General features: G+C 61.1%; 23 protein-coding genes, 1 other RNA gene and 1 pseudogene. 15 read left to right on the top strand and 10 right to left on the bottom strand.

The window, feature by feature from the left end; all coding sequences use genetic code 11:
* The coding region (locus tag AB5Y72_RS06540) for a transposase (protein ID WP_368198740.1) at positions 1–278 on the bottom strand (278 nt) is incomplete at its 3' end.
* 219 nt (positions 279–497) lie between these two features.
* Between AB5Y72_RS06540 and AB5Y72_RS06535 the strand changes: the two are divergent.
* A pseudogene (locus tag AB5Y72_RS06535) lies at positions 498–600 on the top strand.
* A 55-nt stretch (positions 601–655) separates the two neighbouring features.
* Positions 656–783, top strand: a non-coding RNA gene (locus AB5Y72_RS06530) — RtT sRNA.
* A 164-nt stretch (positions 784–947) separates the two neighbouring features.
* On the opposite strand, the gene AB5Y72_RS06525 is transcribed toward AB5Y72_RS06530, so the two are convergent.
* Positions 948–2,162: a hypothetical protein gene (locus AB5Y72_RS06525; RefSeq protein ID WP_042075289.1), complete on the bottom strand. Its 1,215-nt coding sequence runs from the start codon at positions 2,160–2,162 to the stop codon at positions 948–950.
* 870 nt (positions 2,163–3,032) lie between these two features.
* Between AB5Y72_RS06525 and hybO the strand changes: the two genes are divergently transcribed.
* From hybO to AB5Y72_RS06465, 12 genes are all read left to right on the top strand, one after another.
* The gene (hybO, locus tag AB5Y72_RS06520) at positions 3,033–4,166 is read left to right on the top strand and encodes a hydrogenase 2 small subunit (protein WP_324038647.1); all 1,134 of its coding nucleotides are present in this window, start codon (positions 3,033–3,035) and stop codon (positions 4,164–4,166) included.
* A gap of 2 nt (positions 4,167–4,168) precedes the next feature.
* The gene (hybA, locus tag AB5Y72_RS06515) at positions 4,169–5,209 is read left to right on the top strand and encodes a hydrogenase 2 operon protein HybA (protein WP_368198739.1); all 1,041 of its coding nucleotides are present in this window, start codon (positions 4,169–4,171) and stop codon (positions 5,207–5,209) included.
* Positions 5,202–6,389, top strand: coding sequence for a Ni/Fe-hydrogenase cytochrome b subunit (gene hybB, locus AB5Y72_RS06510; protein ID WP_209791851.1), 1,188 nt, complete (start codon positions 5,202–5,204; stop codon positions 6,387–6,389). The genes hybA and hybB overlap by 8 nt, the downstream gene beginning before the upstream one ends.
* Positions 6,386–8,089 carry a hydrogenase 2 large subunit gene (hybC, locus tag AB5Y72_RS06505; protein WP_368198738.1) on the top strand — a complete coding sequence of 568 codons (1,704 nt, stop codon included), beginning with the start codon at positions 6,386–6,388 and terminating at the stop codon, positions 8,087–8,089. The genes hybB and hybC overlap by 4 nt, the downstream gene beginning before the upstream one ends.
* Positions 8,089–8,619, top strand: a complete 531-nt coding sequence (locus AB5Y72_RS06500) for a HyaD/HybD family hydrogenase maturation endopeptidase (RefSeq protein WP_042075295.1) — start codon at positions 8,089–8,091, stop codon at positions 8,617–8,619. The genes hybC and AB5Y72_RS06500 overlap by 1 nt, the downstream gene beginning before the upstream one ends.
* A complete protein-coding gene (gene hybE, locus AB5Y72_RS06495) occupies positions 8,601–9,131 on the top strand; it encodes a hydrogenase-2 assembly chaperone (RefSeq protein WP_042075296.1) in 531 nt (176 codons plus the stop codon). The genes AB5Y72_RS06500 and hybE overlap by 19 nt, the downstream gene beginning before the upstream one ends.
* A gap of 21 nt (positions 9,132–9,152) precedes the next feature.
* On the top strand, positions 9,153–10,751 hold the full coding sequence (locus AB5Y72_RS06490) for an ABC transporter substrate-binding protein (protein WP_368198737.1): 1,599 nt from the start codon (positions 9,153–9,155) through the stop codon (positions 10,749–10,751).
* A gap of 11 nt (positions 10,752–10,762) precedes the next feature.
* Complete coding sequence (locus tag AB5Y72_RS06485) at positions 10,763–11,740, top strand: ABC transporter permease (protein ID WP_368198736.1); 978 nt, start codon at positions 10,763–10,765, stop codon at positions 11,738–11,740.
* Positions 11,730–12,542 carry an ABC transporter permease gene (locus tag AB5Y72_RS06480; protein ID WP_368198735.1) on the top strand — a complete coding sequence of 271 codons (813 nt, stop codon included), beginning with the start codon at positions 11,730–11,732 and terminating at the stop codon, positions 12,540–12,542. Before AB5Y72_RS06485 ends, AB5Y72_RS06480 begins: the two co-directional genes overlap by 11 nt.
* Positions 12,543–12,642: 100 nt before the next feature.
* Complete coding sequence (locus AB5Y72_RS06475) at positions 12,643–13,431, top strand: ATP-binding cassette domain-containing protein (protein WP_368198734.1); 789 nt, start codon at positions 12,643–12,645, stop codon at positions 13,429–13,431.
* Between the two features lie 100 nt (positions 13,432–13,531).
* Positions 13,532–14,173, top strand: a complete 642-nt coding sequence (locus AB5Y72_RS06470; protein WP_368198733.1) for an ATP-binding cassette domain-containing protein — start codon at positions 13,532–13,534, stop codon at positions 14,171–14,173.
* Between the two features lie 257 nt (positions 14,174–14,430).
* Positions 14,431–14,898 (top strand): GNAT family N-acetyltransferase, encoded by a 468-nt coding sequence (locus AB5Y72_RS06465; RefSeq protein ID WP_209428948.1) that lies wholly within the window; start codon positions 14,431–14,433, stop codon positions 14,896–14,898.
* Positions 14,899–14,988: 90 nt separating this feature from the next.
* Here the strand turns inward: AB5Y72_RS06465 and hypB are convergent, their stop codons facing one another.
* Entirely contained in the window at positions 14,989–15,831 is an 843-nt protein-coding gene (gene hypB / locus AB5Y72_RS06460) for a hydrogenase nickel incorporation protein HypB (protein WP_368198744.1), read from the bottom strand.
* Here hypB and AB5Y72_RS06455 point away from each other — a divergent pair.
* On the top strand, positions 15,712–16,092 hold the full coding sequence (locus AB5Y72_RS06455; RefSeq protein WP_288212689.1) for a hypothetical protein: 381 nt from the start codon (positions 15,712–15,714) through the stop codon (positions 16,090–16,092). The two genes, hypB and AB5Y72_RS06455, sit on opposite strands and share 120 nt — an antisense overlap.
* On the opposite strand, the gene hypA is transcribed toward AB5Y72_RS06455, so the two are convergent.
* The 7 genes from hypA to AB5Y72_RS06420 form a co-directional block, all read right to left on the bottom strand.
* Positions 16,070–16,411, bottom strand: a complete 342-nt coding sequence (hypA, locus tag AB5Y72_RS06450) for a hydrogenase maturation nickel metallochaperone HypA (RefSeq protein WP_368198732.1) — start codon at positions 16,409–16,411, stop codon at positions 16,070–16,072. The genes AB5Y72_RS06455 and hypA overlap by 23 nt on opposite strands.
* A 66-nt stretch (positions 16,412–16,477) precedes the next feature.
* On the bottom strand, positions 16,478–17,482 hold the full coding sequence (gene hypE / locus AB5Y72_RS06445) for a hydrogenase expression/formation protein HypE (protein WP_368198731.1): 1,005 nt from the start codon (positions 17,480–17,482) through the stop codon (positions 16,478–16,480).
* Positions 17,479–18,597: a hydrogenase formation protein HypD gene (gene hypD, locus AB5Y72_RS06440; RefSeq protein ID WP_368198730.1), complete on the bottom strand. Its 1,119-nt coding sequence runs from the start codon at positions 18,595–18,597 to the stop codon at positions 17,479–17,481. The genes hypE and hypD overlap by 4 nt, the downstream gene beginning before the upstream one ends.
* A complete protein-coding gene (locus tag AB5Y72_RS06435; RefSeq protein ID WP_124253047.1) occupies positions 18,591–18,842 on the bottom strand; it encodes a HypC/HybG/HupF family hydrogenase formation chaperone in 252 nt (83 codons plus the stop codon). Before AB5Y72_RS06435 ends, hypD begins: the two co-directional genes overlap by 7 nt.
* A 5-nt stretch (positions 18,843–18,847) precedes the next feature.
* Positions 18,848–21,253 carry a carbamoyltransferase HypF gene (gene hypF, locus AB5Y72_RS06430; RefSeq protein WP_368198729.1) on the bottom strand — a complete coding sequence of 802 codons (2,406 nt, stop codon included), beginning with the start codon at positions 21,251–21,253 and terminating at the stop codon, positions 18,848–18,850.
* Positions 21,254–21,689: 436 nt separating this feature from the next.
* Complete coding sequence (gene kup / locus AB5Y72_RS06425; protein ID WP_368198728.1) at positions 21,690–23,558, bottom strand: low affinity potassium transporter Kup; 1,869 nt, start codon at positions 23,556–23,558, stop codon at positions 21,690–21,692.
* Between the two features lie 613 nt (positions 23,559–24,171).
* Positions 24,172–25,173: a hypothetical protein gene (locus tag AB5Y72_RS06420; RefSeq protein WP_325782161.1), complete on the bottom strand. Its 1,002-nt coding sequence runs from the start codon at positions 25,171–25,173 to the stop codon at positions 24,172–24,174.
* Between the last annotated feature and the right edge of the window lie 172 nt (positions 25,174–25,345).

Here is a 25,345-nt window from a genome sequence, read left to right as displayed (position 1 = left end):
AACCGGGCAAACAGACGCATGGAGGCGATTTCGTACAGAGCATCTTCCATCGCGCCATCGCTCAGGTTGTACCAATGCTGCATGCAGTGAATGCGCAGCATGGTTTCCAGCGGATAGGGCCGACGACCATTACCGGCTTTGGGATAAAACGGCTCGATGACGGTGGTCATATCCTGCCATGGCAGGATATGCTCCATGCGGGAGAGGAAAATCTCTTTTCGGGTCTGACGGCGCTTACTGCTGAATTCACTGTCGGCGAAGGTAAGTTGATGACTCATGATGAACCCTGCTCCATGGCTCCAGATGACAAACATGATCTCATATCAGGAACTTGTTCGCACCTTCCCTTTGAGTTTCCAACTTCAATGTCACGGTTTCCAACTTAAATGGCCGTGATCAACAACGCAGTCAATTGCCACAACCTATGTGGTTGACATTTAATTAATTTCCTATATAAAAGTACGATAAGTCTCATAGCAATTACCTGAGACAATTATGTAGCTTTTATTTCGGTAAAAAATGCGTAAGCTATTGAAATTGAAGGTTATATTTGTGCTGTGATGTACGAGAATGAGGGTTCGAATCCCTCCCTCACCGCCAAATTGAAAGCCCGACTATATAGTCGGGCTTTTTGCATCTGGGCTGACCACATCCCCTGATGTCCAAAGAGGGAGGGTGAGAACCCTCGCCGGTTCGAGCAGAGCGGCTTGCTGCGATGAACGGCCGCAGGCCGCCCCGAAGGGGTGAGCCACGCAGTGGCGCATCATCCCTCCCTCACCGCCAAATTACAAAAAACCGACCCCAGGGTCGGTTTTTTGTTTTCGCGGTCGGCCAATCTCGGGAGCCGATGAGGGAGGGGGATCCCCTTGCCGACGGCGGGCGTTTCCCCGCTACTGCCGGCCCATAATCTCCCCTCTCCCGGCTCTGTTGCGGGCCCGGCCTATTGCTCAGAAGATCACCCCGACCAGCCTGTCGAGCAGCGTCTCGAAGGAGAACAGAGTGAGGAGCAGGGGCAGGAAGGGGGCGACGGTGGCCAGTACCAGTTGCAGGAACATGTCCCGGCTAAATGGCATGGGCCTGATCTCCTTGATGATGGCGTAGGCGTTGCCCAGATCGGCGAGGGACTGGATATCGGCGGCGCCGAGCAGGGTTTCCCCGTCCCGATCGGCCGTGCGCAGCCATCTGTGCTCGAAACTGCGGCTGTATTCGGCCGCGAGGGCGCCATATTCCCGCAACCCCTGGCGCTTGGCCTTCAGGATATGAGGGGTGAAGACCGCCAGGGGAGCCAGCACGAGCAGCAGGCCGAAACCGGCGAGCAGTATGATCTCCGGCTTGTAGGCGGTCAGCACGGCGGCGTCATGGAAGATCCGGTTGGCGATGAACCCGGCAAGCTGGGCACCCAGTGCGGTCAGCAGAGGCGAGTAGGCATAGGCCGAGCCGCCGAGAAAGCCGAGGCCGCAGTTGCGATCCGGATGGGTCGGCATGAGGACGAGCGGGATCCGGGATACCTGCCAGAGGAAGCGGGCCCAGATCAGGATCCGGTAGAGCCAGCGCAGGAGCAGGAACTGGATGATGGGGTTGCTCACCCAGAAGAACCAGAATCCGGGCAGGGTCAGGGACACATGCCCCTCCTGAAGGGTGGCGTACCAGGTGGAGGAGTTCAGCACGAAGGTACTGGTCCGGATGAAGTAGCCCATGGAGAAGACGAAGAGGATGAGGCCGATCTCCACGGGAATCGAATTTCGCCAGCTCATGGCGCTGCGAATGGCCTCGTGGAAACGGGGCATGGAGAGCGGGTCTATCAACCCGCGCTCGACAAACTGGCTGACGATCCCACGGATGCGCTGGTGGACGATCAGCTCGGCAAACACCAGCAGGGAGACGCAGATGAGGAAACGGACATGGGTCTCGATGTCCAGCAGGAAGGGCACGGCCACGCCCTGCAGCAGGCTGCCCTCCCAGCCGCACAGCAGCAGGAGGGGGAGCCAGCAGATCCCGCACAGGATGAGGATACGTCGCCTGATATGGGCCTCAATATCGCCAAGGTGGGCCCGGCTCCACAACTGGTAGAGGGGGCCACCCAGAATGAGGGAAAAGTTGGCTGGATCCGAAAGCTGAGGGGAGAGCGGATCGGGCGGGGCGACAGGCTTGTGGTGGGACATGATGTGATCACCTTTATGTGTGTGATGACGATGGCATCCGGCGAGAGTGGGCCGCTTTCTTGTTCAACGTGAGGGCGGTACACGCCGGCATCGGGAGCTGGCGCCATGGGTGTCGTAAGAGCTCCCGTGATCGCCGCGCCTCTTGTCTGTCGTGAGCCCGGATGGGCAGGCAGGGGAAAATCACGGCCAGCGCCATGGGATGACACCAATGGGTCTGAACCAGCCCCCATGGTGATAGGTATAGCGCTCGTCATGTGAGCGGTGTGATAACCGAGCAACATTTTTGCGTGGTGTGAACAAGTTATATGTGAAGGGCATAATGGAAATGCTGTGTGCTGATGATGTAGCTGAACACAACCCGGCCAGAACCCAACCAAAGTGTGATCTTCATCCAATTGAGTCAACAAGGGCCTCTGCTGCCAACTAATGCCGTTATTTTATTTGATGGCCTGAAACGTATTTCCTGCAGTCATCATGCATTGATTAATTTATTCAATGCCCGGCGAGTCAATGGCTTGATTCAACAGCGACGAACCTTGCCTCAACAGACCCTGAGGAGATGAAGTGAAGGGTTAACAGGGGCTGAAGACAAATTCTGTGACTACGCTTTTATTTTTCAATATTCATTATCGGAGTTTATATGAACTTAATTCACATATTGATTGATATGCTCCTTTTGGGGTATTTTAAGTTTCGAAGATAAAAAATAAGTGCATGTTATATATAGCTTTTTATTTTTCACTTCACGGGATCTGGAGCGCATTAAAGAGTGGTGGCTTGATAAAGATCAATATACAGAACAAGGGGGAGGAATAGCATTTCCGCCATTAAGCATTTGTCAAACAATGCTCACTGACGGGAATAAGAAGAATGGTCGAGGATACTTTTTTATCGGCTCATGGAATTAATCGCCGTGACTTTATGAAATTGTGCGCCGGGATGGCCGCAACCCTTGGATTAAGCCAGCATGCGGTGGCAAAGATGGCCACCGCGCTCACCAGCCCCGAGCGGCCACCGGTGATCTGGATTGGGGCGCAGGAGTGCACCGGTTGTACCGAGTCGCTGCTGCGCGCTACCCACCCCACCATAGAGAACCTGATCCTCAACACCATTTCGCTCGAGTATCACGAGGTGCTATCGGCGGCCTTCGGTCATCAGGCCGAAGAGAACAAGCACAATGCCATGGAGCGCTATAAGGGCAAATATGTGCTGGTGGTGGATGGCTCCATCCCGCTCAAGGATGGCGGCATCTACTGCATGGTGGCAGGTGAGCCTATCGTCGACCATATTCGCCGCGCCGCCAGTGACGCGGCCGCCGTCATCGCCATCGGCTCCTGCGCCGCCTGGGGCGGGGTGCCCGCCAGCGGCGGCAACCCGACCGGCGCCGTCAGCCTGGAAGAGGCCCTCGGCAACCTCGGCACGCCGATTATCAATATCCCGGGCTGTCCGCCCAACCCCCACAACTTCCTCACCACGGTCGCCTACTACATCACCTACGGCAAGCTGCCGGCGCTCGATGCCAAGAAGCGCCCGCTGTTTGCCTATGAGCGGCTCATCCACGAGAACTGCGAGCGCCGCCCGCACTTCGACGCCGGCCGTTTCGCCAAGGAGTTTGGCGACGAGGGCCACCGTCAGGGTTGGTGTCTCTACCACCTGGGCTGCAAGGGGCCGGAGACCTACGGCAACTGCTCGACCCTGGAGTTCTGCGACGTGGGCGGCGGCATCTGGCCGGTGGGCATAGGCCATCCCTGCTACGGCTGCAACGAGCAGGGGGTGGGTTTCAGCAAGGGGATCTTCCAGCTCGCCAAGGTGGAAAATCCGACCCCCAGGGTGGAGAAACCCGACGTGGCCATTCAGGAGGGGGGGCATATCTCGCCCACCGCCACCGGCCTTATCGGGGGCGCCCTCGGGGTGCTGGTCGGGGTGAGTCTGATGACGGTGCGCGAGCTCGGTCGCCAGCAGAAGCGCCACGAAGCCGGGCAGCACCCATCACGGGAGGAGTGACCGTGAACAGACGCAACTTCCTCAAATTCGCCTCCGTCGGTGCGCTGGCGGCGGGTGCCACTGTGCCGGGCACCGCCATGGCCGGGGCCCAGAACAAGCCGCCCATCCCCGGCGCGCTTGGCATGCTCTACGACTCCACCCTCTGCGTCGGCTGCCAGGCCTGCGTGGCCGAGTGTCAGCGCCTCAACGGCAACCCGGCCAATCCGGCTGACACCACCTGGTCTGGCAACGACAAGCTGAGCCCCTACACCAACAACATCATCCAAGTGTGGAAGAGCGGCACCGGCGAGCACAAGGATCTGCTGGTGGATGGCTACGCCTACATCAAGAAGCAGTGCATGCACTGCGTCGATCCCAACTGCGTCTCCGTCTGCCCGGTACAGGCGCTGACCAAGGATCCCAAGACCGGCATAGTCCACTACGACCCGAGCGTCTGCACCGGTTGCCGCTACTGCATGGTGGGCTGCCCGTTCGACGTGCCCAAATACGACTATGACAACCCGTTCGGAGCCATTCACAAGTGCGAGCTCTGCAACCAGAAGGGGCTTGAGCGCATCGATCAGGGCAAGTTGCCCGGCTGCGTGGAGGTGTGCCCCACCGGCGCCGTCATCTTCGGCACCCGGGAGGAGCTGATGGCCGAGGCCAAGCGCCGGCTGCTGGCGACCCCGGGCAGCGAATATGCCTACCCGCGCCAGACCTTCAGCGCCAACGATCCCTACCTGCATGAAGTACCCAACTACCAGCCTTACGTCTATGGCGAGAAGGAGGGGGGCGGCACCCAGGTGCTGGTGCTGGCCGGGGTGCCCTATACCAAGCTCGACATGCCGGACTTGCCCGAGCTCTCCTCCGGGGCCCGCTCCGAGCATATCCAGCACACCCTCTACAAGGGAATGGTGCTGCCCATGGTGGTGCTGACCGGCCTCTCTGTGCTCATTCGCCGCAACAGCAAGAAGAACGGCCACGATCACCAGGGTGACGGGGGCCATGGGCCGGGCAGCCGCCCGGATCAGAGCTCGGCAAAGGGAGGCAAGGATCATGAGTAGTCACAAGGCACATCCGCTGGGGGGCAGGCTGGTCAGCTGGCCCGTGCTGGTGCTGGCCCCCTTCGCGGTGCTGTGCGCCATGCTTATCCTCAAGCGCCTGGTGTTCGGACTGGGCTCGGTCACCGATCTCAACGGCGGCTATCCCTGGGGGCTCTGGATCTCCTTTGACCTCTTGATCGGCACCGGCTTCGCCTGCGGCGGCTGGGCGCTGGCCTGGGCGGTCTACGTCTTCAACCGGGGCGAGTATCACCCCCTGGTGCGGCCGGCCCTGCTGGCGAGCCTGTTCGGCTATTCCCTGGGCGGTCTCTCCATCACCATAGACGTCGGCCGTTACTGGAATCTGCCCTACTTCTATCTGCCCGGTCACTTCAACACCTCTTCGGTGCTGTTCGAGACGGCGGTCTGCATGACCATCTACATCGGGGTGATGGCGCTGGAGTTCGCCCCCGTGCTGCTGGAGAAGTTCGGCTGGAAGAGCTCCATGGCCCGGCTCAACAAGATCATGTTCTTCATCCTGGCGCTCGGGGCCCTGCTGCCCACCATGCACCAGTCCTCCATGGGATCCCTGATGATAGTGGCGGGGGAGAAGATCCATCCGCTCTGGCAGAGCTACGAGCTGCTGCCGGTCTTCTCCTTGCTGACTGCCTTCATCATGGGCTTCTCCATCGTGGTGTTCGAGGGCTCCCTGGTGCAGGCGGGGCTCGCGGGGCGCGGCCCCAACGAGAAGTCGCTCTTCTACAAGCTGACCCAGGTGATCGACATCTTCCTGATCCTGTTTGTGGCGCTGCGCTTTGCCGAGATCGTCATCAACGACAAGTCGGAATACCTCTCCGAGTGGAACCGCTACGCCTTGATGTTCTGGAGCGAGATCGCCCTGATGATCTTCCCGCTGCTGGTGTTCCACTGGGACAAGAGCCGCCGCGATTCGCGCATGCTCTTCCTGGGGGCCCTCAGCATGCTGCTGGGCGCCGCCCTCTGGCGACTGGACTACTCCCTGCTCGCCTTCAACCCCGGCAATGGCTACCACTACTTCCCCTCCGCGACGGAAGTGCTGATCTCCCTGGGCTTCGTCGCCATCGAGGTCTGTGCCTATTTGCTGCTGATCCGGCTCTTGCCGGTACTGCCATCACTTGAACGTGTTCACCAAGATTATCAGGCCCGAGGGAAAGCCAACGTATGAGCCAACGTATCACCATAGACCCCATCACCCGCATCGAGGGTCACCTGCGTATCGACTGTGAAATCGAAGGCGGCGTCGTCACCAAGGCCTGGTCGTCCGGCACCATGTGGCGCGGGATGGAGGAGATCGTCAAGGGCAACGACCCGCGTGATGCCTGGATGATAGTGCAGCGCATCTGCGGGGTGTGCACCTCCATTCACGCCATCGCCTCGGTGCGGGCGGTGGAGAACGCCATCGGCGCCAAGGTGCCGGTCAACGCCCAGTACATCCGCAACCTGATCATTGCGGCCCACAACATCCATGATCACATCGTCCACTTCTATCAGCTCTCCGCGCTGGACTGGGTGGACATCACCGCCGCATTGCAGGCCAATCCGCAAAAGGCGGCCGACCTGCTCAAGGGGGTATCGACCTGGTCCCTCAACAGTGCCGACGAGCTGACCAAGGTGCAGGAGAAGATCCGCGCCCTGGTGGCGAGCGGTCAGCTCGGCATCTTCGCCAACGGCTACTGGGGCCACAAGGCGATGAAGCTGAGCCCGGAGGTGAACCTCATCGCGGTGGCGCACTACCTGCAGGCGCTGGAGTGCCAGCGCGATGCCAACCGCATCGTCGCCATCCTCGGCGGCAAGACCCCCCACATCCAGAACCTGGCGGTGGGCGGGGTGGCCAACCCCATCAACCTGGATGCGCCGAGCGTGCTCAACCTGGAGCGGCTGCTCTACGTGAAGAGCTTTATCGACCGGCTCGGCGAGTTTATCGAGCAGGTCTACAAGGTGGATGCCGCCATCATAGCCGCGCACTACCCCGAGTGGCTGAACCTGGGGCAGGGGGCCAGGCACTATCTGAGCGTGCCGGAGCTGCCCACCGACGGTGACGGCGGCAGCTTCCTGATGCCGGGTGGCTATATCGAGAACGGCGATCTGGCCGGCTATCGTCCCATCGAGAGCCATCAGGACGCCTGGTTGATGGATGGCATCGCCGAGAGCAACAAGCACGCCTGGTACAAGGATGACGAGCCCCTCAAACCCTGGGAGGGCAAGACCGAGCCGAACTACACCGGCTGGCAGGATGACGGCAAGTACTCCTGGGTCAAATCTCCCACCTTCTACGGCAAGGTGGTGGAGGTGGGGCCGCTCGCAGACCTCCTGGTCAAGCTTGCCGCCAAGCACCCGGAGACGGTGGCGCACTTCGATCAGCTCAACGGCCTCTATAAAACGCTCACCGGTTCAGCCATCACACCTGCACAGCTGCACTCCACCCTGGGCCGCATCATAGGCCGGGCGGTGCGCTGCTGCGTGCTGAAAGACACCTTGTCTCATCAGTGGAAGGCGCTGGTGGACAACATCGGCAAGGGGGATTTCAGCGCCTACATCAAGACCGAGATCCCGGCGGACAAGGAGTTTCGCGGGGTGGGCTTTGAAGAGGCGCCGCGCGGCATGCTCTCCCACTGGGTAGTCATCAAGGGCGGCAAGATCGCCAACTATCAGGCGGTGGTGCCGTCGACCTGGAACTCGGGCCCGCGCAACTTCAACGACGAGCCCGGCCCCTACGAGCAATCCCTGGTAGGCACCCCGGTGGCCGACCCCGCCAAGCCGCTGGAGGTGGTGCGCACCATCCACTCGTTCGACCCCTGCATGTCCTGCGCGGTGCACGTGGTGGATACCCAGAGCGGCGACGTGACTCAGGTGAAGGTGTTGTGATGAACACCCTGATCCTGGGCGTGGGCAACCTGCTGTTGAGTGACGAGGCCGTCGGCGTGCGCATCGTCGAGGGGCTGGAGCGAGACTACCGCTTCGCCCCCGGCATCGAGCTGCTCGATGGCGGCACCGCCGGCATGGAGCTGCTCGAAGCCATGGCCAGTCGCGACCACATCATACTGGCGGACGCGGTGCGCAGCGGCAATCCGCCGGGTACCGTGGTGACCCTGAAGGATGAGGAGATCCCGACCCTGTTTGGTCGCAAGATCTCCCCCCATCAGCTGGGGCTGGCGGACGTGCTCTCGGCGCTGCATATGACGGGGGAATCCCCCAAGCGGCTCACCCTGATCGGGGTCGAGCCTGAATCCCTCGAGCCCCGCATCGGCCTTACCCCCGTGGTGGCGGCGGCGCTGGGGGAGGCGACGGATCGGATCCTGACCCTGCTGGCCAGCCTGGGAGCGCCAGCCATCCCGCTCTCTGAGCAGGAGAAGGCCGAGCGAGCGCGGGAGGACGTATGGCGCAATCCTTTGTGAATGAGGCAGTGAACGAGGCCGCGAAAGAGGCGGCGCAGGAGTTTAGCGGTTTTGCCGAAAACCCGGCTCCCTTGCTGATGGCCCAGTACCAGCGGATCGCCCGGGAGGAGATGCAAGGGCTGCCCTTCTATCACGCCACCATGCCGATTGTGGCCGAGTGCACCCTGTTTGAAGGGCAGTGGCTCGGCTGCGTGCTCACCCCCTGGATGCTGAGCGTGGTGGTGTTGCCGGGGCCGGATCAGCTCTGGCCGGTGCGTGGCAGCCGCGATCGGCTCGCCCTGCAGCTCCCCTGCGGCAACCTGACCTTTATGGTGGGGGCATTGCCCGAGACGGGGCAGTTGCTGGCCTGTTCGCTCATGTCCCCCATCGACCCGCATCTGGGGGCCGACGAGGGTCGGGCGCTGGTGAGCAGCACCCTCAAGATGCTGCTTTCGCTTCCGGTGCAGCAGGGGGCTGGCGGCGTGGATCTGGGGCGCCGACGACTGTTCGGTGCCCTGCGCCGAGGTGAGTGAACGAGGCGAACAAGGAGTTTCATGACCATCCCATTCTTTGGCCGTCGCAGTGGGCTCGCGGCCGCCTTGCTGGCCCTGCTCTCGGGCGGCCTCTCTTTCGCCGCGCTGGCTGCTCAGCCCGTCCCCGCCGAACTCACGCTCGCCATCGGCGCCGAACCCACCGAAGGGTTCGACCCTCTGCTCGGCTGGAGCCACGGCAGCCATCTGCTGCTGCACAGCCCGCTGCTCAAACAAAGCGCCGATCTCGGCTGGCAGAACGTGCTGACCCAATCGGTGACCCCGAACCAGGATGGCAAGGGGTGGCTTATCCGCCTCAAGCCGGATCTGACATTCTCCAACGGCGCGCCGCTCACCGCCGAGGACGTGGCCTTTACCTACAACAGCGCCGCCCGGGGCGGCGGCAAGATCGACATGGGCAACTTTGTCTCTGCCAAGGTGCTCTCGCCTACCGACGTTGCCATCAGCTTGAGCGCCCCCCAGAGCACCTTCGTCAATGTGCTGGGATCGCTCGGGATAGTGTCGAAGCAGGATTACGATCCCAAGCGCTATGCCCGCGAGCCGGTCGGTGCCGGCCCTTACCGGCTGGTGAGCTTCCTGCCCGGCCAGCAGCTGGTGGTGGAGGCCAACCCCCATTACGCCGGCGGCAGCAATGACTTCAAGCGACTGGTGTTTGTCTTTATCGATGAAGAGAGCGCCTATGCCGCCGCCCGGAGCAGCCAGCTCGACCTGGTGCGCATCGCCCCGTCGCTGGCGCCCACCGTACCCGACACCCTCAAGCTGTGGGTGCGGCCGAGCGTGGAGAATCGCGGCATCGTCTTCCCCATTCCGCCTGCGGGCGGCAAGGATGCCAAGGGTTATCCCATCGGCAACGACGTGACCTCGGACGTGGCGGTGCGCCGCGCCATCAACTACGCCATCGACCGCAAGCTGCTGGCCGATCAGCTGCTGGAAGGGCATGCCATCCCGGCCTACAGCGCGGTAGAAGGCCTGCCCTGGCAAAGCAAATTTACAGCCTTCAAGGACGGGGATGTGGCCCACGCCAATGCCCTGCTCGATGAGGCAGGCTGGAAGAGGGGCAGCGATGGCATTCGCCACAAGGGCAATCTGCGCGCCGCCTTTACCCTCTGGTACACCAGCGGCGACAGCACCCGCCGGGATCTGGCGGAAGCGGTGCGGGCCATGCTGGGGCCCATCGGCCTCGAGGTGAGCCTCAAGTCCGGCAGCTGGGAGCAGGTGGAGCGGGAGATGCACGCCAATCCGGTGCTGATGGGGTGGGGGAGTCTGGATCCCATGGAGCTCTATCACCACTACCAGAGCGGCTCCGGTGGCGTGGAGTTCTACAACCCGGGCTATTACCAGAATCCTGTGGTGGATGGCCACCTCAAGCAGGCGCTGGATGCCCCCGATTGGCAGGCGGCCGTGCCCTTCTGGCAGCAGGTGGAGTGGGATGGCAAGACCGGCGCCGGGGTGCAGGGAGATGCCGCCTGGGCCTGGCTGCTCAACGTGCAGCATACCTATCTGGCCAACCGCTGCATCGACCTTGGCAAGGGGGCGCCGGAAATTCACGGTAGCTGGTCACTGCTCAACAACCTGCAGGATTGGCGGTGGACGTGCCATTAAGTTCGTCCACCATGATGACTGCAACACTGAAAGCCCTGCTGCGTCTGGCAGGGCTGCTCTGTCTGGTCTCTGTTGCCACCTTTGTGCTGCTGAGCTACTCCCCCATCGATCCCATCAAGGCCTATATCGGCAACGATCTGCTCCATGTGCCGCCTGAGCAGTACGCCCGCATCGCTGCCCGCTGGGGGCTGGATCAGCCGCTGTGGCTGCGCTACTGGCACTGGTTCAGCCAGGTGCTGCAGGGGGATCTCGGCTACTCCATGCTCTACAACGCGCCGGTGAGCGAGGTCATTGGCCAGCGCTTTGCCGCCTCTTTCCTGCTGTTGGCGGGCGCCTGGCTGCTCTCCGGCTGTTTCGGCATTCTGCTTGGGCTCTGCGCCGGTCGCTATCTCAACCGCTGGCCCGATCGCCTGATTTGCCGCTTTGCCTACCTGCTCGCCTCCTTGCCCACCTTCTGGGTGGGCCTGTTGCTGCTCGCCCTGTTTGCTGTGCACTGGCCCTTGTTGCCGGTCTGCTGCGCCTGGACACCGGGCCTCGCTGCCGATGAGGCGGACTGGCTGATGCGGTTGCGTCATCTGCTGCTGCCGGTCACAACCCTGGCCCTGCTGGGGCTTGGCAACATCGCGCTGCACACCCGGGGGCGGGTGGCCGAGGTGCTGGCGAGCGATTTTATTCGCTACGCCCGCGCCCAAGGGGATGGCGGCTGGCCCATGCTGCGTTTTCACGTGCTGCGCCACGCCCTGACCCCGGCGCTCTGCCTGCAGTTTGCCTCTCTTGGTGAGCTGATTGGCGGATCGCTCTTGGCCGAGAAGGTCTTCTCCTACCCGGGGCTCGGCCAGGCCACCGTGGATGCGGGGCTGAGGGGGGATATCCCCCTGCTGATGGGAATCGTGCTCTTCTGCACCCTGCTGGTCTTTATTGGCAACACTGTGGCCAGTTTGCTGCTGGCCCGCATCAATCGGGGCTGGGAGGGTGTGCATGCTGTTTAATCCGCTCCCTTCCTTGCTGCGTCTGGGCTTTGCGCTGATCTGCCTGCTGCTGCTGGCCAGCTACGGCTGGAGCCTCTCTCATCAGGATGTGCCGATGGATCTGCTGGCGCGCCAGCAGCCCCCCTCGCTGACCCACTGGTTCGGCACCGATCAGATGGGGCGGGATCTCTGGTTGCGGGCTTTTCAGGGCACCCTCACCAGTCTGGAGCTCGGCATCAGCACGGCGCTCTGCAGTGGTCTGCTGGCCATGGTGGCGGCAAGCGTGTCGCTCATTCACCCCAGATGTGATGCGGCGGTGCGAATGGTGATCGACGCCATGCTGGCGCTGCCCCATATGCTGCTGCTGATCCTGATCTGCTTTACCGCAGGGGGCGGCATGCGCGGGGTGATCCTGGCGGTGGCGCTCACCCACTGGCCCAAGCTGGCGCTTATTCTCTGCGCAGAAGCGCGGCGGATCGCCTGCAGCGACTATGTGGTGCTGGCCCGCTGTCAGGGGATGGGGGCGCTACGCCGCTGGCGTACCCACCTGTTGCCGGGGCTGTTGCCCCAGTGGTTTATCGGCACCCTGCTGATGTTCCCCCACGCGGTGCTGCACAGCGCGGCGCTGAGCTTTCTCGGCTTTGGCCTGGCGGCCCACGAGGCCTCCCTTGGCCTGCTGCTGGCCGATGCCCTGCGTTATCTGGCCGGCGGCGGCTGGTGGCTGGCCCTCTTCCCCGGACTGATGCTGCTGACCTTGGTTTTACTGTTTGATCAGGCTACTCGTGCCCTGCAACAACTCTGGTTTGGGGGTGAAGCATGCTGATATGTGAAACCGCCATCTGGCGTCAGCGCAGTCTGGCTGGCGCGGCTGTTCGATCAGGTTACTCGCGCGCCCTGCAACAACTCTGGTTTGGGAGTGAACAATGCTGAGCTTCGACCAGGTGACCATAGAGGCGGCCCACTACTCCTGGCTGGGACGGCGCAACTGGCAGCCTTTGCTGACCGATATCAGCCTGCAATTGGCGCCGGGGGAGATAGTGGCGCTGGTGGGGGGGAGCGGCGAGGGCAAGAGCCTGTTGCTGCAAAGTGCCCTGACCCTGCTGCCGGACAACCTGCGCATGCGCGGCACCATCTCCCTCGATGGCGTGCCCCTGTGCGACGCCAGCCGGGCCGGACTGCGCGGCCACACCCTCTGTTATGTGCCGCAGGGGGTGAGCGCCCTCAATCCGCTGCTGACGGTGGAGCGCCAGCTGGGCCGTGCGGCGCGTCTCTGCGGCCAGAATGGTTCTCGCGAGCGGCTCGGCCAGCAGCTGTTGCGCTACCAGCTGCCCGCTGCCACCTTGGACAGATTCCCGCGCCAGCTCTCCGGCGGCATGGCCAAGCGCATTCTGGCCTGCACCGCGGCCCTTGGCGGTGCCCGCTACATTCTGGCGGACGAGATCACCGCCTGGCTTGACGAGGGGCTGGCCTGCCTGCTGCTCGGCCAGTTGCGTGAATTGGCCAATCAGGGCAGCGGTATCCTCTGGGTCACCCACGATCTGGCGCTGGCGGCCCGTTTTGCCGATCGCATAGTCGCGCTCCATCAGGGGCAGGTGAGCGACACCTTGAGCTGTCACCATCTGCGCCAGGGGCAGGGGAGCGAGATGCTCAGAGCCCACTGGCAGGCGCTGCCGGAGTTCAATGCACTCTTCTCTGCGCCGGAGGTTTCCTGATGTTGGTATCTCAGAGACTAGCCGTGTGCTGCGCGGCAGACATTCAGTGGCAGGCGCTGCCGGAGTTCAATGCGCTCTTCTCTGCGCCGGAGGTTTCCTGATGCTGGAACTACGAAATCTCACCATCGCCCAGGGGGAACGCCCCCTCTGGCAGGGGTTATCGCTGACGGTGAAAGCGGGGGAGCGGCTCGGCATCTCTGCCCCGAGCGGTTATGGCAAGACCACCCTGGGGCGGGTATTGGCGGGTTGGCAACCGATTGGGACTGGCGGGCAGATCCTGCTGGATGGGCAGCCTTTGCCTAAGCTGATGAAAGGCTACAATCCCATCCAGCTGGTGCCCCAGCACCCGGAACTCACCTTCAATCCCTATCGCACCACAGGGCAGGCGCTGTGGGATGTGTGGCGCCCCGATGACGCCATGCTGGCGCGCTTTATGGTCAAGCCTGCGTGGCTCAGTCGTAAACCCGGTCAGCTCTCCGGCGGCGAGCTGGCCCGTATCGCGCTGCTGCGTGCCCTGGATCCCCGCACTCGGCTGCTGATTGCCGACGAGGTGACCGCTCAGCTCGATCCCCGCATCCAGCGCCAGCTCTGGCGGGAGTTGATGGTTGAGTGCGAGCAGCGCGGGCTTGGCATGCTTGTCTTCAGTCACCAGCAGGCGCTGCTGCGCCAGGTTTGCCATCGGGTACTGCGTTTTGGCGAGGAAGTGGCTGAGCAGGCATTGATGGCTCGCAGCGTGGCCTGAGGGGAGGCTCCTCCTTCATCACCGGGCCTTCTCCCGCGAGGAGAGAAGGCGATGCATGTGCGATGCCCAGGAGGTGGCTGATGATGCCGACGTTGCCAAGCCTCACGGCGGGCATTCGGTATATCCTTGGGTCCCTTGCAGACATCCTGGCCTGTCTGGCATAACGAGGGGGCGCCCTGTCAGGGGCGCAATCAGCACCCCGTGGGGTCATCAGATGGCCGGGCCCACCATTTTGGACATCATTCACTATGAATTGCATGGAACTTAAACCGTTCAGTGACGTGAGCGCGGTGGATTTTCTGCCCGTGGTCAACGATCAGACCGTGAGAACGCATCTGATTGATCATCCTCCCTTCGATGTGGCCAGTGTGCGCGCCTGGATGGATGACAAGATGCGAATAGACAGGTTACCCGGTTGTCGGGTGCGTGCCGTGGTCATTGACGGTGAACTAGTTGGATGGTGCGGGATACAACCCGACGACGAGGGGGTCGAGATGGCCGTCGTGATCGCCAAGGCGGGTTGGGGGGCGGGGATAGCCATCTTCAAGGAGATGATGGAATGGGCAAGGCAGATGGGGCATAGGGAGGTCATGTTTCATCTGCTGAGCACACGCCCTGAATATCGGGCTCTCGCCAGGCGATCCACCAAGGTGAAGAGGACGACGCTGTCGGGGAATGATTTCACCACCTATTGCCTCAGCGTGGAAAAATGGTTTGCGGGTTGATGATGGACAACGCGCCCCCTGCCAGTACAAAAGCGGGGGCATCAGCCTCCCGCTCTTGTTATCCACCGTTGGCTACGGCGTTTAACCGGTTCAGGCACTGGCCAGCCAGTTCAGCCAGGCATCCATCCCTTCGCCTGTGGTGGCGCTGACCTGGATCACCTGAATATAGGGGTTGACCCGTTTGGCGTTCTCGATGCAGCGGGCCACGTCAAAGCTGACATAGGGCAGCAGATCGATCTTGTTGATCACCATCAGCTGGGCGGCGGCAAACATGTCCGGGTATTTCAGCGGCTTCTCTTCCCCCTCGGTGACGGAGAGGATCGCCACCTTGTACTTCTCGCCGAGATCGAAGCTGGCGGGGCAGACCAGATTGCCGACGTTCTCGATAAAGAGGATGCCCCCTTCATTGGCGGGCAGCTGGTGGCAGGCGTCGTGGACCATCTTGGCATCCAGATGGCAGCCCTTGCCGGTGTTGATCTGCACGGCAGGGACGCCGGTGGCGCGAATGCGATCCGCATCGGCGCTGGTCTGCTGATCCCCTTCGATCACCGCGCAGGGGCGCTTGTCGGCCAGTTGGCGCAGGGTTTCGCACAGCAGGGTGGTCTTGCCTGAACCCGGGCTCGACACCAGGTTGAGCACCAGCTGGGCCGCCTCGTCGAAGTGTTCGCGGTTGTGGGCGGCCAGCGCATTGTTCTTGGCCAGCACGTCCATCTCGATGGCGATCAGCTGGCGCTGCCCCATGCCGGGGACCGACAACCCCGCTTCCCCTTTACCGTAGTGCAGATCACTCTGCTGATGGTCATGGTCATGGTCATGGTCATGGTCATGGTCATGGCTGTGATCATGGGGATGCGCGTGGGAATGGCCGTGGTCATGAGAGTGGGCATGTTCATGATGATGGTCGTGGGGGTGATCATGCCCCTCATGGCTTATGGGAGGCCGCACCCCGTGGTAGTGGTGATGGACATCCCCCTGATGGTGGTAGTGGTGGTGAATGATCAGGGTGCGCGGCGCACTCTGCTCGTGGCCATGATGGTGATGGGTGTCATGAGCATGATGATGGTCGTGCTCATGACCATGTTCATGGTGATGTTCATGTTCGTGATGATGCTCATGATCGTGCTCATGGCCGGCGATCCGCGCCTGGCCGCATCCGCATACGCTACACATGTCAACTTACCTCGATGTCGGTGATGCGCAGGCTATCGCCCTGCGCGACTCGTAATTTGTATCCGCCACACTCGGGGCAGGCTTGCCCGCGCTCGGTGAGGGTGACCGTCTGGTTGCAGTCGTAACACCAGGCTTCTGCCGCCTGGTGCTGAAAGTGCAGCTGGGCCCCTTCGACGGCGGTGCCCTTGGCGGCCGCCTCGAAACAGAAGGCAATGGTGTCCGGGTCAACGCAGGAGAAGCTGCCGACCTCGAGCCAGAGGGCGGTCACCTTGGTAAAGCCCCGCCGGGTGGCCTGTTCGGCCGCCAGATCGATGGCGGCCATGGCCAGAGACATTTCGTGCATGGTGGCTCCTTAACCGTTATGGGGAGGAGTGATTCCCCACTGTTATTGGCTGAACGGCATGGCCGATCAGCAGATCCGCGGCAGCAGCTCCCCCTGCGGCAGCTCCAGATAACGGCGGCTGCCCCAGGGGTTATTGAGGATCACCTTGTGGCTATCGCTTGCCTGCACCACGCCGATCTGGCTGGCGGCGGGGTTGAATTGCCGCAAGATGCCCAGCGCGTCCAGCGCCTGTTCGGCAGGCAGGGCCAGCACCATGGTCCCCTCGTTGGCGAGATCATGGGGCTCGAAACCGTATAGCTCGCAGAGGCCCCGCACCGGATCGCACACCGGAATGGCGGACTCCTCCAGCTCGATGGCAACGCCGGAGGCCGTGCTCCACTCGTTGAGCACGGCGGCAAGGCCGCCACGGGTGGCATCGCGCAGGGCGTGCGGGGTAATACCAGCTTTTAGCAGCGCTTCTACCTGCGGCCAGAGGGTAGTGCAGTCGCTTTTCAGATCAGATCCCAGTTGCAGGGCGTCGCGGGCCATCAGGATGCAGGCGCCGTGGCTGCCGATATCTCGCGACACCAGGATGGCGTCACCGGCCTTGAGGCTCCGCACCGAGATGCCCCGGCTCTGTTCGGGCAGGGGGAAGGTGCCGACCCCGCTGGTGTTGATGAAGATCTTGTCGGCGGCCCCCTTGGGCACCACCTTGGTGTCGCCGCAGACGATACGGGCGCCGCTCTTGGCAAGCTCTGCTGCCATCGACTCGACGATGCGGGCGAGGTCTGCGTAGGGGAACCCCTCCTCGATGATAAAGCTGCAGCTCAGATACTCGGGTTTGGCCCCCATCATGGCCAGATCGTTGACCGTGCCGGCGATGGCCAGCTTGCCGATATCACCACCGGCGAAGAACAGCGGCGAGACGGTAAAGCTGTCGGTGGTGAAGGCGACGGGGCCCTCTACCGGCAGCAGGGCGGCATCTTCACCGCGCAGCAGGATCTCGTTGCCAAAGTGGCGAAAGAAGAGCTGGTTGATCAGCTGATTCATCTCGACGCCGCCGCCGCCGTGGCTAAGTTGGATTTCTCTCATCGTTCCTGGATCCCCATATATCGGTAGTAGGCATTGCAGGCCCCTTCGGAGCTGACCATGCAGCTGCCCATGGGCTGGGTCGGGGTGCAGCCCCGGCCAAAGACTTTGCACTGGTTCGGCTTGGCCAGGCCGCGCAGGATATCGGCGCACTGGCACGCCTTGTGATCGTCGATGGGGGTCTCACTGAGTTGAAAGTGACGCTCCGCATCGCGCCTGGCGAAGGCATCGCGCAGGCGCAGGGCGGAGGCGTTGATATCCCCGAGGCCCCGCCAGCGAAAGTGCTCGCGGGTCTCGAAAAAGCGCTCGACCAGCCGCTGAGCGGCTTTATTGCCGCTGGCGGTGACGGCGCGGCTGTATTGCACCTCCAGCGCGTAGCGACCCTCCACCTTCTGGCGCACCATCATCAAGAGCGCCTCCATCACATCCACCGGCTCGAAGCCGCTCACCACCACCGGCACCTGATAACGATCGACGATGGGCAGGTAGATGTCTGCGCCTGTGATGACGCTGACGTGAGAGGGGCCGATAAAGCCGTTCACCTTGGCCACTCCGTCGGCCATCACCGCATGAATGGCGGGGGGTACCAGCACATGGTTGATATGAAACAGGAGGTTCAGGGCCCCTTGCTCTTCAGCGGCGGCCAGCAAGGCGGCGGTCATGGGGGTGGAGGTCTCGAAGCCGATGGCGAAGAACACCACCGTCTTGTCGGGATTTTCCTGGGCTATGCGCAGGGCGTCGAGGGGGTCATAGACCGGGCGGATATCGCTCCCCCTGGCGCGCTGCTGGGCCAGCGTGCCTTGGGAGCCCGGCACCCGGATCATGTCCCCCAGGGTGACCAGAATGACGTTCGGTTGACTCGCCAGCTCGATGGCCTGATCGATGCGCTCTTTGGGCATGATGCAGACCGGGCAGCCAGGGCCGTGGACAAACTCGATGCTGGCCGGCAGCAGCTGGGGCAGGCCGTACTTCATGATGGTGTGGGTATGGCCGCCGCACACCTCCATCACCCGAAGCGGCTCGGGCAGATCTTTTGCAAGCTCGGTAATTTGCGCGGCGAGGGCGCGGATCACCTCGGGCTGGCGAAAGCCCTGAAACAGGTCATTCAAGGTCAGCATGGCAAGATATCCTGCTCTGGCATCAGGGCCACCATCTGGCGGAAGCTCTCGAGGCTGGCCTGCGCCTCCTCCTGGTCAATCTTGCTCATCACAAAGCCGATGTGGAGCAGCACATAGTCGCCCACCTGGAGAGGCTCTTCGAGCAGCATGCAGCTGACACGCCGCTGCACCCCCAGGGTGTCGACGGTGACGCAGTTATCTTCGGGGTGCAGCTGCACCACCTGAGAGGGGATGGATAGACACATGGATTTCAGGACTCCGACAAGGTGGCACAACCGGTGGTGACAGGCCGGTGCGTGGCAAGATGGTGGATGGCAAACCAGAGCTGACCGGCGGCGATGCCACCGTCATTGAGCGGCAGGGTTTCGCTGGTCAATACCTGCCGGCCGGCCGCTTCGAGCGCGGGCACCAGCTGGTCCATCAGCACCCGGTTTTGAAACACGCCCCCCCCGAGCGCCACCGGATAGCCGGGGAAGCGCTCGGCAAGGGCAACCACCAGATTGCTGATGGCGCGGATAAAACCGGCGGCCAGGCTGGCGGTAGAGGTGCCTTGGCACCGCTCGCTGACAAGGGTTCTGAGCAACTCTGCCCACTCGATCTGCAGTGGCCCTTCCGCTGATTGGCTGAGATCAAAGGCGAGGGGGAAGGGCTGTTCATCGGGGGCAAGCTGCAAGGCGGCCGCCTCCAGCAAGAGCCCCGCTTCGCCCTCGTAATCGGGGGTGTCGATCACCCCCAAGAGTGCCGCCACGGCATCGAACAGACGACCGATGGAACTGGTGTAGGGGGCGTTGCGACCCAGCTGCCAGAGCTGGTGCAGGTTGCTGAGCCGCTCAGGTGGCAACTTGTTGATCAACGGAATATCGAGGGCGCGGATCTGCTCCACGCTATAGGATTCGAACAGCAGCCCCAGCAGCTGGCGCACCGGCTCGCGGATGGCCGCCTCGCCGCCGACAAGCTTGAAGGGCTGGAGGTGGGCTACCCGCTCGAAGCCCTTCACATCGGCCAGCAGCAGCTCGCCACCCCAGAGGGTGCCGTCATCGCCAAGGCCGGTGCCATCGAAGGCAACACCCAGCACCGGGCCTGTGATGTCGTGCTCGGCCATCACTGCCAGCAGGTGGGCGTGATGGTGCTGCACCTGGAGATGGGTTGCATTGTGATCGCGGCAATAGCTTTTGGCCCACTGGTGGCTGAGATAGCCCGGGTGGCGATCCGAGACCAGAACTTCGGGTTTGAGATCGTAGAGTTCGCGAAAGGTCGCCAGGGTCTGCTCGAAGTGGCTCTGCATCGGCAGGCTGTGCAGATCGCCGATATAGGGGCTGTAGATGCGCTGGCGGCCGAAGGCGAGCGCCAGCTGGTTCTTCTGCTGCGCGCCGACTGCCAGCAGCGGCATCTTGACCGCCTCTTTCAGGCTAGGAGTGCAGGGAGCGTAACCCCGGGCGAGGCGCAACGTCTGGCGTCGTCCGCCGGCCCACTGCACCAGACTGTCGTCGCACGGGTGCAGTATGGGGCGGTTGTGATCCAGGATGCCGTCAATCTCGCCCCCGAGTTCCCTGACCACCGCCTCGCATTCGATCAGGATCGGGCTGCCGCGACCATTGGCGCTGGTGGCCACCAGCGGCATGGCGCAGGCGTCCAGCAGCAGCTGGTGCAGCGGGGTATAGGGGAGCATGACCCCAAGGTAGGGGATGCCGGGGGCGATCCCCTCGGCCAGCGGCGCGGTTGTCAGTTGGAATTCTGACGGCCGATCATCCTTGGTGCGCTTGCGCAGCAATGTGATGGGTCTGGCCTGAGAGGCGAGCAGTTGCCACTCGTCTTGGCTGCCGGTGACATGCAATTTGGCCTCGGCAAGGGAGCCCATCATCACCGCCAGCGGCTTGCGCGCGCGCTGCTTGAGCTGGCGAAGCCGTGCCACGGCGGACTCGCTTCGCGCATCACATATCAGGTGATAGCCCCCCATCCCCTTGACCGCAATCAGGGCCCCCGCTTGCAGGGCGCGGGCGGCTGCGTGCAGGGCATCCTCGCGCTCGGCCAGCGCATCGCCGCGGCCAGAACGCCAGCTGAGATGGGGCCCGCACTCGGGGCAGCTCACCGGCTGGGCGTGGTAGCGTCTGTCCAGCGGGTTTTCATAGGCCGCCGCGCAGCGCGGGCACATGGCAAAGCCGGCCATGGCGGTATGGGGTCTGTCGTAGGGGAGGCGGTGGATGATGGTGTAGCGCGGGCCGCAGTGGGTGCAGTTGGTAAAGGGGTAGTGGTGGTGGCGATCCGCGGGGTTGGCCACGTCCGTGGCGCACGCCTCGCACATCCCCTGATCCGGCGAGATGGCGACCGTGGCGGCGCTTAGCTGCTGGCTCGCTTTAATTCGAAACTGGCCATCGTAGTCGGGGTCATGAGCGAATGGCAGTTCCCGCTCGCTGAAATGATCAATACGGCTAAGTGGAGGCGCCAGCTCCCGCAGTTCGCGGGCAAAGGCGGCCAGCTGCTCAGGGGATCCTTCGGCGCCAATGGTGACGCCATTGGCATCGTTCAGCACATAGCCGGCAAGGCCGTGGCGCAGCGCCAGCCCATAGACGAAGGGGCGAAAGCCGACCCCCTGCACTATGCCGTCGAGATGAAACTCGCGGCGCAGCCGAGACAGTGTCGGGGTCTTGGCCGTCATGGCGCCACCCTGAGGGGGGGAAGACCGGGCCAGATGGCGATCATCTTGAGGGGTGTCATGTGATATCGAACTCCCATCTGCAGGCCTGCCACCATGGCGCCGGCCATTGGGTACAACGGACAGGGGCAGGACAGGAATGCAATGCGCAGGGTTGCAACGGGCTGCGTCTCGATAGCTGGGGCGTAGCCTGGGCAGGGGAGGGAAGCGGGCCTCTCATCCTGCCGCGGGGGCCAAGTTTACCGGGGCACTTGTCGCCATTACCTTGATCTCGCACCGGTTTGAGTGCCAGACGCGGCGCTTCTTTGCGATCCTGTGAGGGGCGCCACGTTCGCTGGCGGCTCGAGATCCCGGGCGGAAGAGAGAGGGGCTCAGCAATGAAAGAGGGAGGCGGTTGCCTCCCTCTTGCGTGTCATGGCCTTGGGCGCGGCGCCCGCCATCAGATATCCACCTGGGATCCCAGCTCGATCACCCGGTTGGGCGGGATCTCGAACTGATCGGGCGCCCGCAGGGCGTTGCGCTGCAGCAGCATAAAGAGCTTGCCGCGCAGATAGAGGTACCAGGGGCGCTCCTTCATGATGAGGGACTCGTGGGCCATGAAGAAGGAGGTCTCCATCATACGGCAGCTTAAGCCCTCAAGGTTGCAGCGGTGGAAGATCTCCTCCACGTTCGGGGTCTCGCGCCAGCCGTAGCTCGCCACCACCCGCCAGAAGGTGGGGGAGAGCTGCTCGATGCAGACTCGGCGTACGTTGTGGACATAGGGCACATCCTCCACCTTCAGGGTGAGCAGGATGACGCGCTCGTGCAGCACCTTGTTGTGCTTGAGGTTGTGCAAGAGCGCATGGGGGATGACGTTGACCACTCGCGACAGATAGACCGCAGTGCCGGCCACCCGGGTCGGCGGGGATTTTTCGAGCGACGCTATCATCGGCTCAAGCGAGTTGCCGTGCTCGTTCAGGCGGCGAATAAGCTGGAAGCGCTCGCTCTTCCAGCTGGTCATCAGGGTGAACATGACGGCCCCCAGGGTGAGCGGCAGCCAGCCGCCGGAGAAGACCTTGGCGAGGTTGGCGGCGAAGAGCGGCACGTCGATGGCGAGCAGCAGGGCGAAGAGGGTGACCACCAGCGGCTTGCGCCAGTGCCAGCTGTGGCGGGCCACCGAGCAGGAGAGGATGGAGGTGAGCACCATGGTGCCGGTCACGGCGATGCCATAGGCCGCCGCCAGGTTGCTGGAGTGCTCGAAGCTCATGATGACGATCACCACGGAGAGATAGAGCAGCCAGTTGATGACCGGAATATAGATCTGGCCGGACTCCTGCTCCGAGGTGTGCACGATGCGGATGGGGGAGAGATAGCCGAGCCGCACCGCCTGCCGGGTGAGGGAAAAGACCCCGGAGATCACCGCCTGGGAGGCGATGACGGTGGCCAGGGTCGCGAGCAGCAAGAGCGGTAGCAACGCCCACTTGGGCGCGAGCAGGAAAAAGGGGTTGGCGATGGCCTCGGGATTGCCGAGCAGCAGGGCCCCCTGGCCGAAGTAGTTGAGCACCAGGGACGGCAGTACCACCATGAACCAGGCGCGGCGAATGGGGCTCTTGCCAAAATGGCCCATGTCCGCATAGAGCGCCTCCACCCCCGTGATGGCCAGCACCACGGCGCCCAGGGCAAAGAAGGAGGCGCTCTGATAGGTCATGAAGAAGCGCAGCGCCCAGACGGGGTTGAGCGCCCCCAGCACCTCGGGGTGGTGGAGGATGCTATTCAGGCCAAGCACCGCCAGAGTCAGGAACCAGATCAGCATGATGGGGGCAAACAGCTTGCCCACGGCGGCGGTGCCGTGTTTCTGGATGGCGAACAGCAGGGTCAGCACCAGCACCGAGAGCGGCACTATGTAGGCGTCCAGGGAAGGCGCCACTATCTTCAGGCCCTCGATGGCCGACATCACCGACATGGCCGGGGTGATCACCACCTCGCCATAGAAGAAGCTGCCGCCGACGAGCCCCAGGATGATCAGCACCGGCGTCCATTTTTCCGGGGTGTTGCGGGTCGCGAGCGACATCAGGGTGAGTATGCCCCCTTCGCCCGCGTTGTCGGCCCGCATCACGAAGGAGAGGTACTTGACCGAGACCACCAGGATCAGCAGCCAGAAGATAAGCGAAAGAAAGCCCAGGATGGAGGCGGGCTCCACCCCGAAACCGAACTGGCCGGAGAGGCACTCGCGCAGGGTATAGAGCGGGCTGGTGCCGATATCGCCATAGACCACGCCGATCGCCGCCAGCATGACGCCGGACAGGGCGGGTTTGTTAGTACAGTTCATAAAGTTGTCTGTCAGTGTGAGGATGACAAGGCTGTCACCACAGGGACCCGAACACGCGAGGATCTCGGCGCACCGTTCAGGGGATTTCCGGGGTAGTGGTGGGGTAGGGAGTCAACTGGATATAAATAGGGGGCTAATCATGGAACACTGTCTGTTTATCTGCCATTCGGTGAATAATGACACAGAGTGAGCGGGTTTATGCTCAGGTATAAATAATCAAAAAGGGGTGGGTAACGAAATTATTAATTGGCCGCTGATTGAAATACCCCGTCCAGACCCTGGCAAGTGATTGTTTTAGCTGGCTATCCATTTTTGCCAGCGTATTACATCAAGCTGGTCGGAAAATAAACGATAAAATGCTGACCAATAAATAGATGGCTCTTGCTGGGGAGTTGGGGATATTGGGTGGCGATGGAGTCTTTATCTCGTGAGCTGGCTTGGAAATAGTTGGGAAGGGAATTGATCGTAGTAAAAGCCACCACTATAAAATTAAAAGATAAATAGAGGATATAGATGTAGGTTGCAATAAATAAAGTAAATTGCACCACTAAACAAAGACCTTAAATTGATACAATGTACTACGCTTATTGCCCCCTACGGTTACGAGACATTGTTATACAAATACGCAATGCTGTTCAACGAACTCTTTTGGGCTGCAGACAATAGTTGGGCAAGACACGTATGCAAAACATGCTTCCGCTTTTTTGCGGAAATTAACGTCATTTGATACTAAGAAACTAGCCCCTAAAGCTGCAATAGCATGTTGCATGTCATTATTTGAAGCGTTAAACCGATCTTTACCTTTTTTAACTCTTGTAAAGTCATCAGCATAATAGCCCGCCCAATTCATCAAGCTATAAGCACGTGCTACATCTGTTTGTGGTGTTCGTTCGAAATATTCCTCAAGATTGAAGCTACTATTTTCAAGTTTAAAAATGTGTTCAATTTCTCGAACAACAAGGGCAGGGTCCATATTTTTAATATCCATGGATTTTATCTCTGGCATCTCGCGAAATGGCTGAGGACCTAGCTGCTGACCGCTATTAATCTCAAAAGGCCTGAGAGTAGAAGCTTTCTTTCGTAAATAACTAATTGGATGCTTAATTTTTATAAATGATTTTTTCTCTGCTTCACTGAGTGAACTCTGGTCGATTGAAGATAGCTGTGCCTCACAGTTGGTAAGCAAGTCATTTAAACTATCTTTTAATTGATCGTGTATTTCAGTGAAGTTTTTCTCGACTGGTAGGCCTGACATTTTACGCCAAAATAGCTGACTTATAGATATGAGGGAGTCAATTCCCATATCTATATTCGATTGCTTGTTTTCTAAGAATGCGCTCCATATGTCTTTCGGACTTTTTTCATTTAACTTAAGTGTCAGAGGTTCGATATAAATAGCATTCAATTGAACTAAAAGTTCGATGTGTTCATTTTTGTATTCTCTCTTAGGTATTTGAAATATTTCCTCGAGAGTCACATGAGAGTACACTAGGCGTACTTGCTCTGATTCTAGCGCGAGTCTTAATAGCTTAAATTGCTTATTACCAGTTTCTTCAATTTTTCGTTGACGTAAATCGCTTAGTGAATTCTGATCTAAATATATGAAAAAGCTCATTGATCATCCTATTTTGCGCATGGGGTTTCAACAACAGGATCGTGTTGCTATATTTGGTTGTAAAGATATGCCGTAAATTATCTTTTTGAGTCTGACTTTGATTAAGTAATGGTGAAAATATCATCCCTATATTTATCTGCAAAGCTACCATCTCTAAGTTAAATACGCCTAG

This window comes from Aeromonas sp. R7-4 (assembly GCF_040908055.1).
GTDB classification, from domain to species: Bacteria; Pseudomonadota; Gammaproteobacteria; order Enterobacterales; family Aeromonadaceae; genus Aeromonas; species Aeromonas sanarellii.
Note: the sequence above shows the minus strand (reverse complement) of the source record. Positions and strands in the feature narration are given on the sequence as shown.

Bases quoted from the DNA above. Each gene is read 5' to 3' on its own strand.
- AB5Y72_RS06525 (WP_042075289.1), bottom strand. From the start codon at position 2,162: ATGTCCCACCACAAGCCTGTCGCCCCGCCCGATCCGCTCTCCCCTCAG.
- hybO (WP_324038647.1), top strand. From the start codon at position 3,033: ATGGTCGAGGATACTTTTTTATCGGCTCATGGAATTAATCGCCGTGAC.
- hybB (WP_209791851.1), top strand. From the start codon at position 5,202: ATGAGTAGTCACAAGGCACATCCGCTGGGGGGCAGGCTGGTCAGCTGG.
- hybC (WP_368198738.1), top strand. From the start codon at position 6,386: ATGAGCCAACGTATCACCATAGACCCCATCACCCGCATCGAGGGTCAC.
- AB5Y72_RS06500 (WP_042075295.1), top strand. From the start codon at position 8,089: ATGAACACCCTGATCCTGGGCGTGGGCAACCTGCTGTTGAGTGACGAG.
- hybE (WP_042075296.1), top strand. From the start codon at position 8,601: ATGGCGCAATCCTTTGTGAATGAGGCAGTGAACGAGGCCGCGAAAGAG.
- AB5Y72_RS06490 (WP_368198737.1), top strand. From the start codon at position 9,153: ATGACCATCCCATTCTTTGGCCGTCGCAGTGGGCTCGCGGCCGCCTTG.
- AB5Y72_RS06485 (WP_368198736.1), top strand. From the start codon at position 10,763: ATGATGACTGCAACACTGAAAGCCCTGCTGCGTCTGGCAGGGCTGCTC.
- AB5Y72_RS06480 (WP_368198735.1), top strand. From the start codon at position 11,730: ATGCTGTTTAATCCGCTCCCTTCCTTGCTGCGTCTGGGCTTTGCGCTG.
- AB5Y72_RS06475 (WP_368198734.1), top strand. From the start codon at position 12,643: ATGCTGAGCTTCGACCAGGTGACCATAGAGGCGGCCCACTACTCCTGG.
- AB5Y72_RS06470 (WP_368198733.1), top strand. From the start codon at position 13,532: ATGCTGGAACTACGAAATCTCACCATCGCCCAGGGGGAACGCCCCCTC.
- AB5Y72_RS06465 (WP_209428948.1), top strand. From the start codon at position 14,431: ATGGAACTTAAACCGTTCAGTGACGTGAGCGCGGTGGATTTTCTGCCC.
- AB5Y72_RS06455 (WP_288212689.1), top strand. From the start codon at position 15,712: ATGGTCATGGTCATGGTCATGGCTGTGATCATGGGGATGCGCGTGGGA.
- hypA (WP_368198732.1), bottom strand. From the start codon at position 16,411: ATGCACGAAATGTCTCTGGCCATGGCCGCCATCGATCTGGCGGCCGAA.
- hypE (WP_368198731.1), bottom strand. From the start codon at position 17,482: ATGAGAGAAATCCAACTTAGCCACGGCGGCGGCGGCGTCGAGATGAAT.
- hypD (WP_368198730.1), bottom strand. From the start codon at position 18,597: ATGCTGACCTTGAATGACCTGTTTCAGGGCTTTCGCCAGCCCGAGGTG.
- AB5Y72_RS06435 (WP_124253047.1), bottom strand. From the start codon at position 18,842: ATGTGTCTATCCATCCCCTCTCAGGTGGTGCAGCTGCACCCCGAAGAT.
- hypF (WP_368198729.1), bottom strand. From the start codon at position 21,253: ATGACGGCCAAGACCCCGACACTGTCTCGGCTGCGCCGCGAGTTTCAT.
- kup (WP_368198728.1), bottom strand. From the start codon at position 23,558: ATGAACTGTACTAACAAACCCGCCCTGTCCGGCGTCATGCTGGCGGCG.
- AB5Y72_RS06420 (WP_325782161.1), bottom strand. From the start codon at position 25,173: ATGAGCTTTTTCATATATTTAGATCAGAATTCACTAAGCGATTTACGT.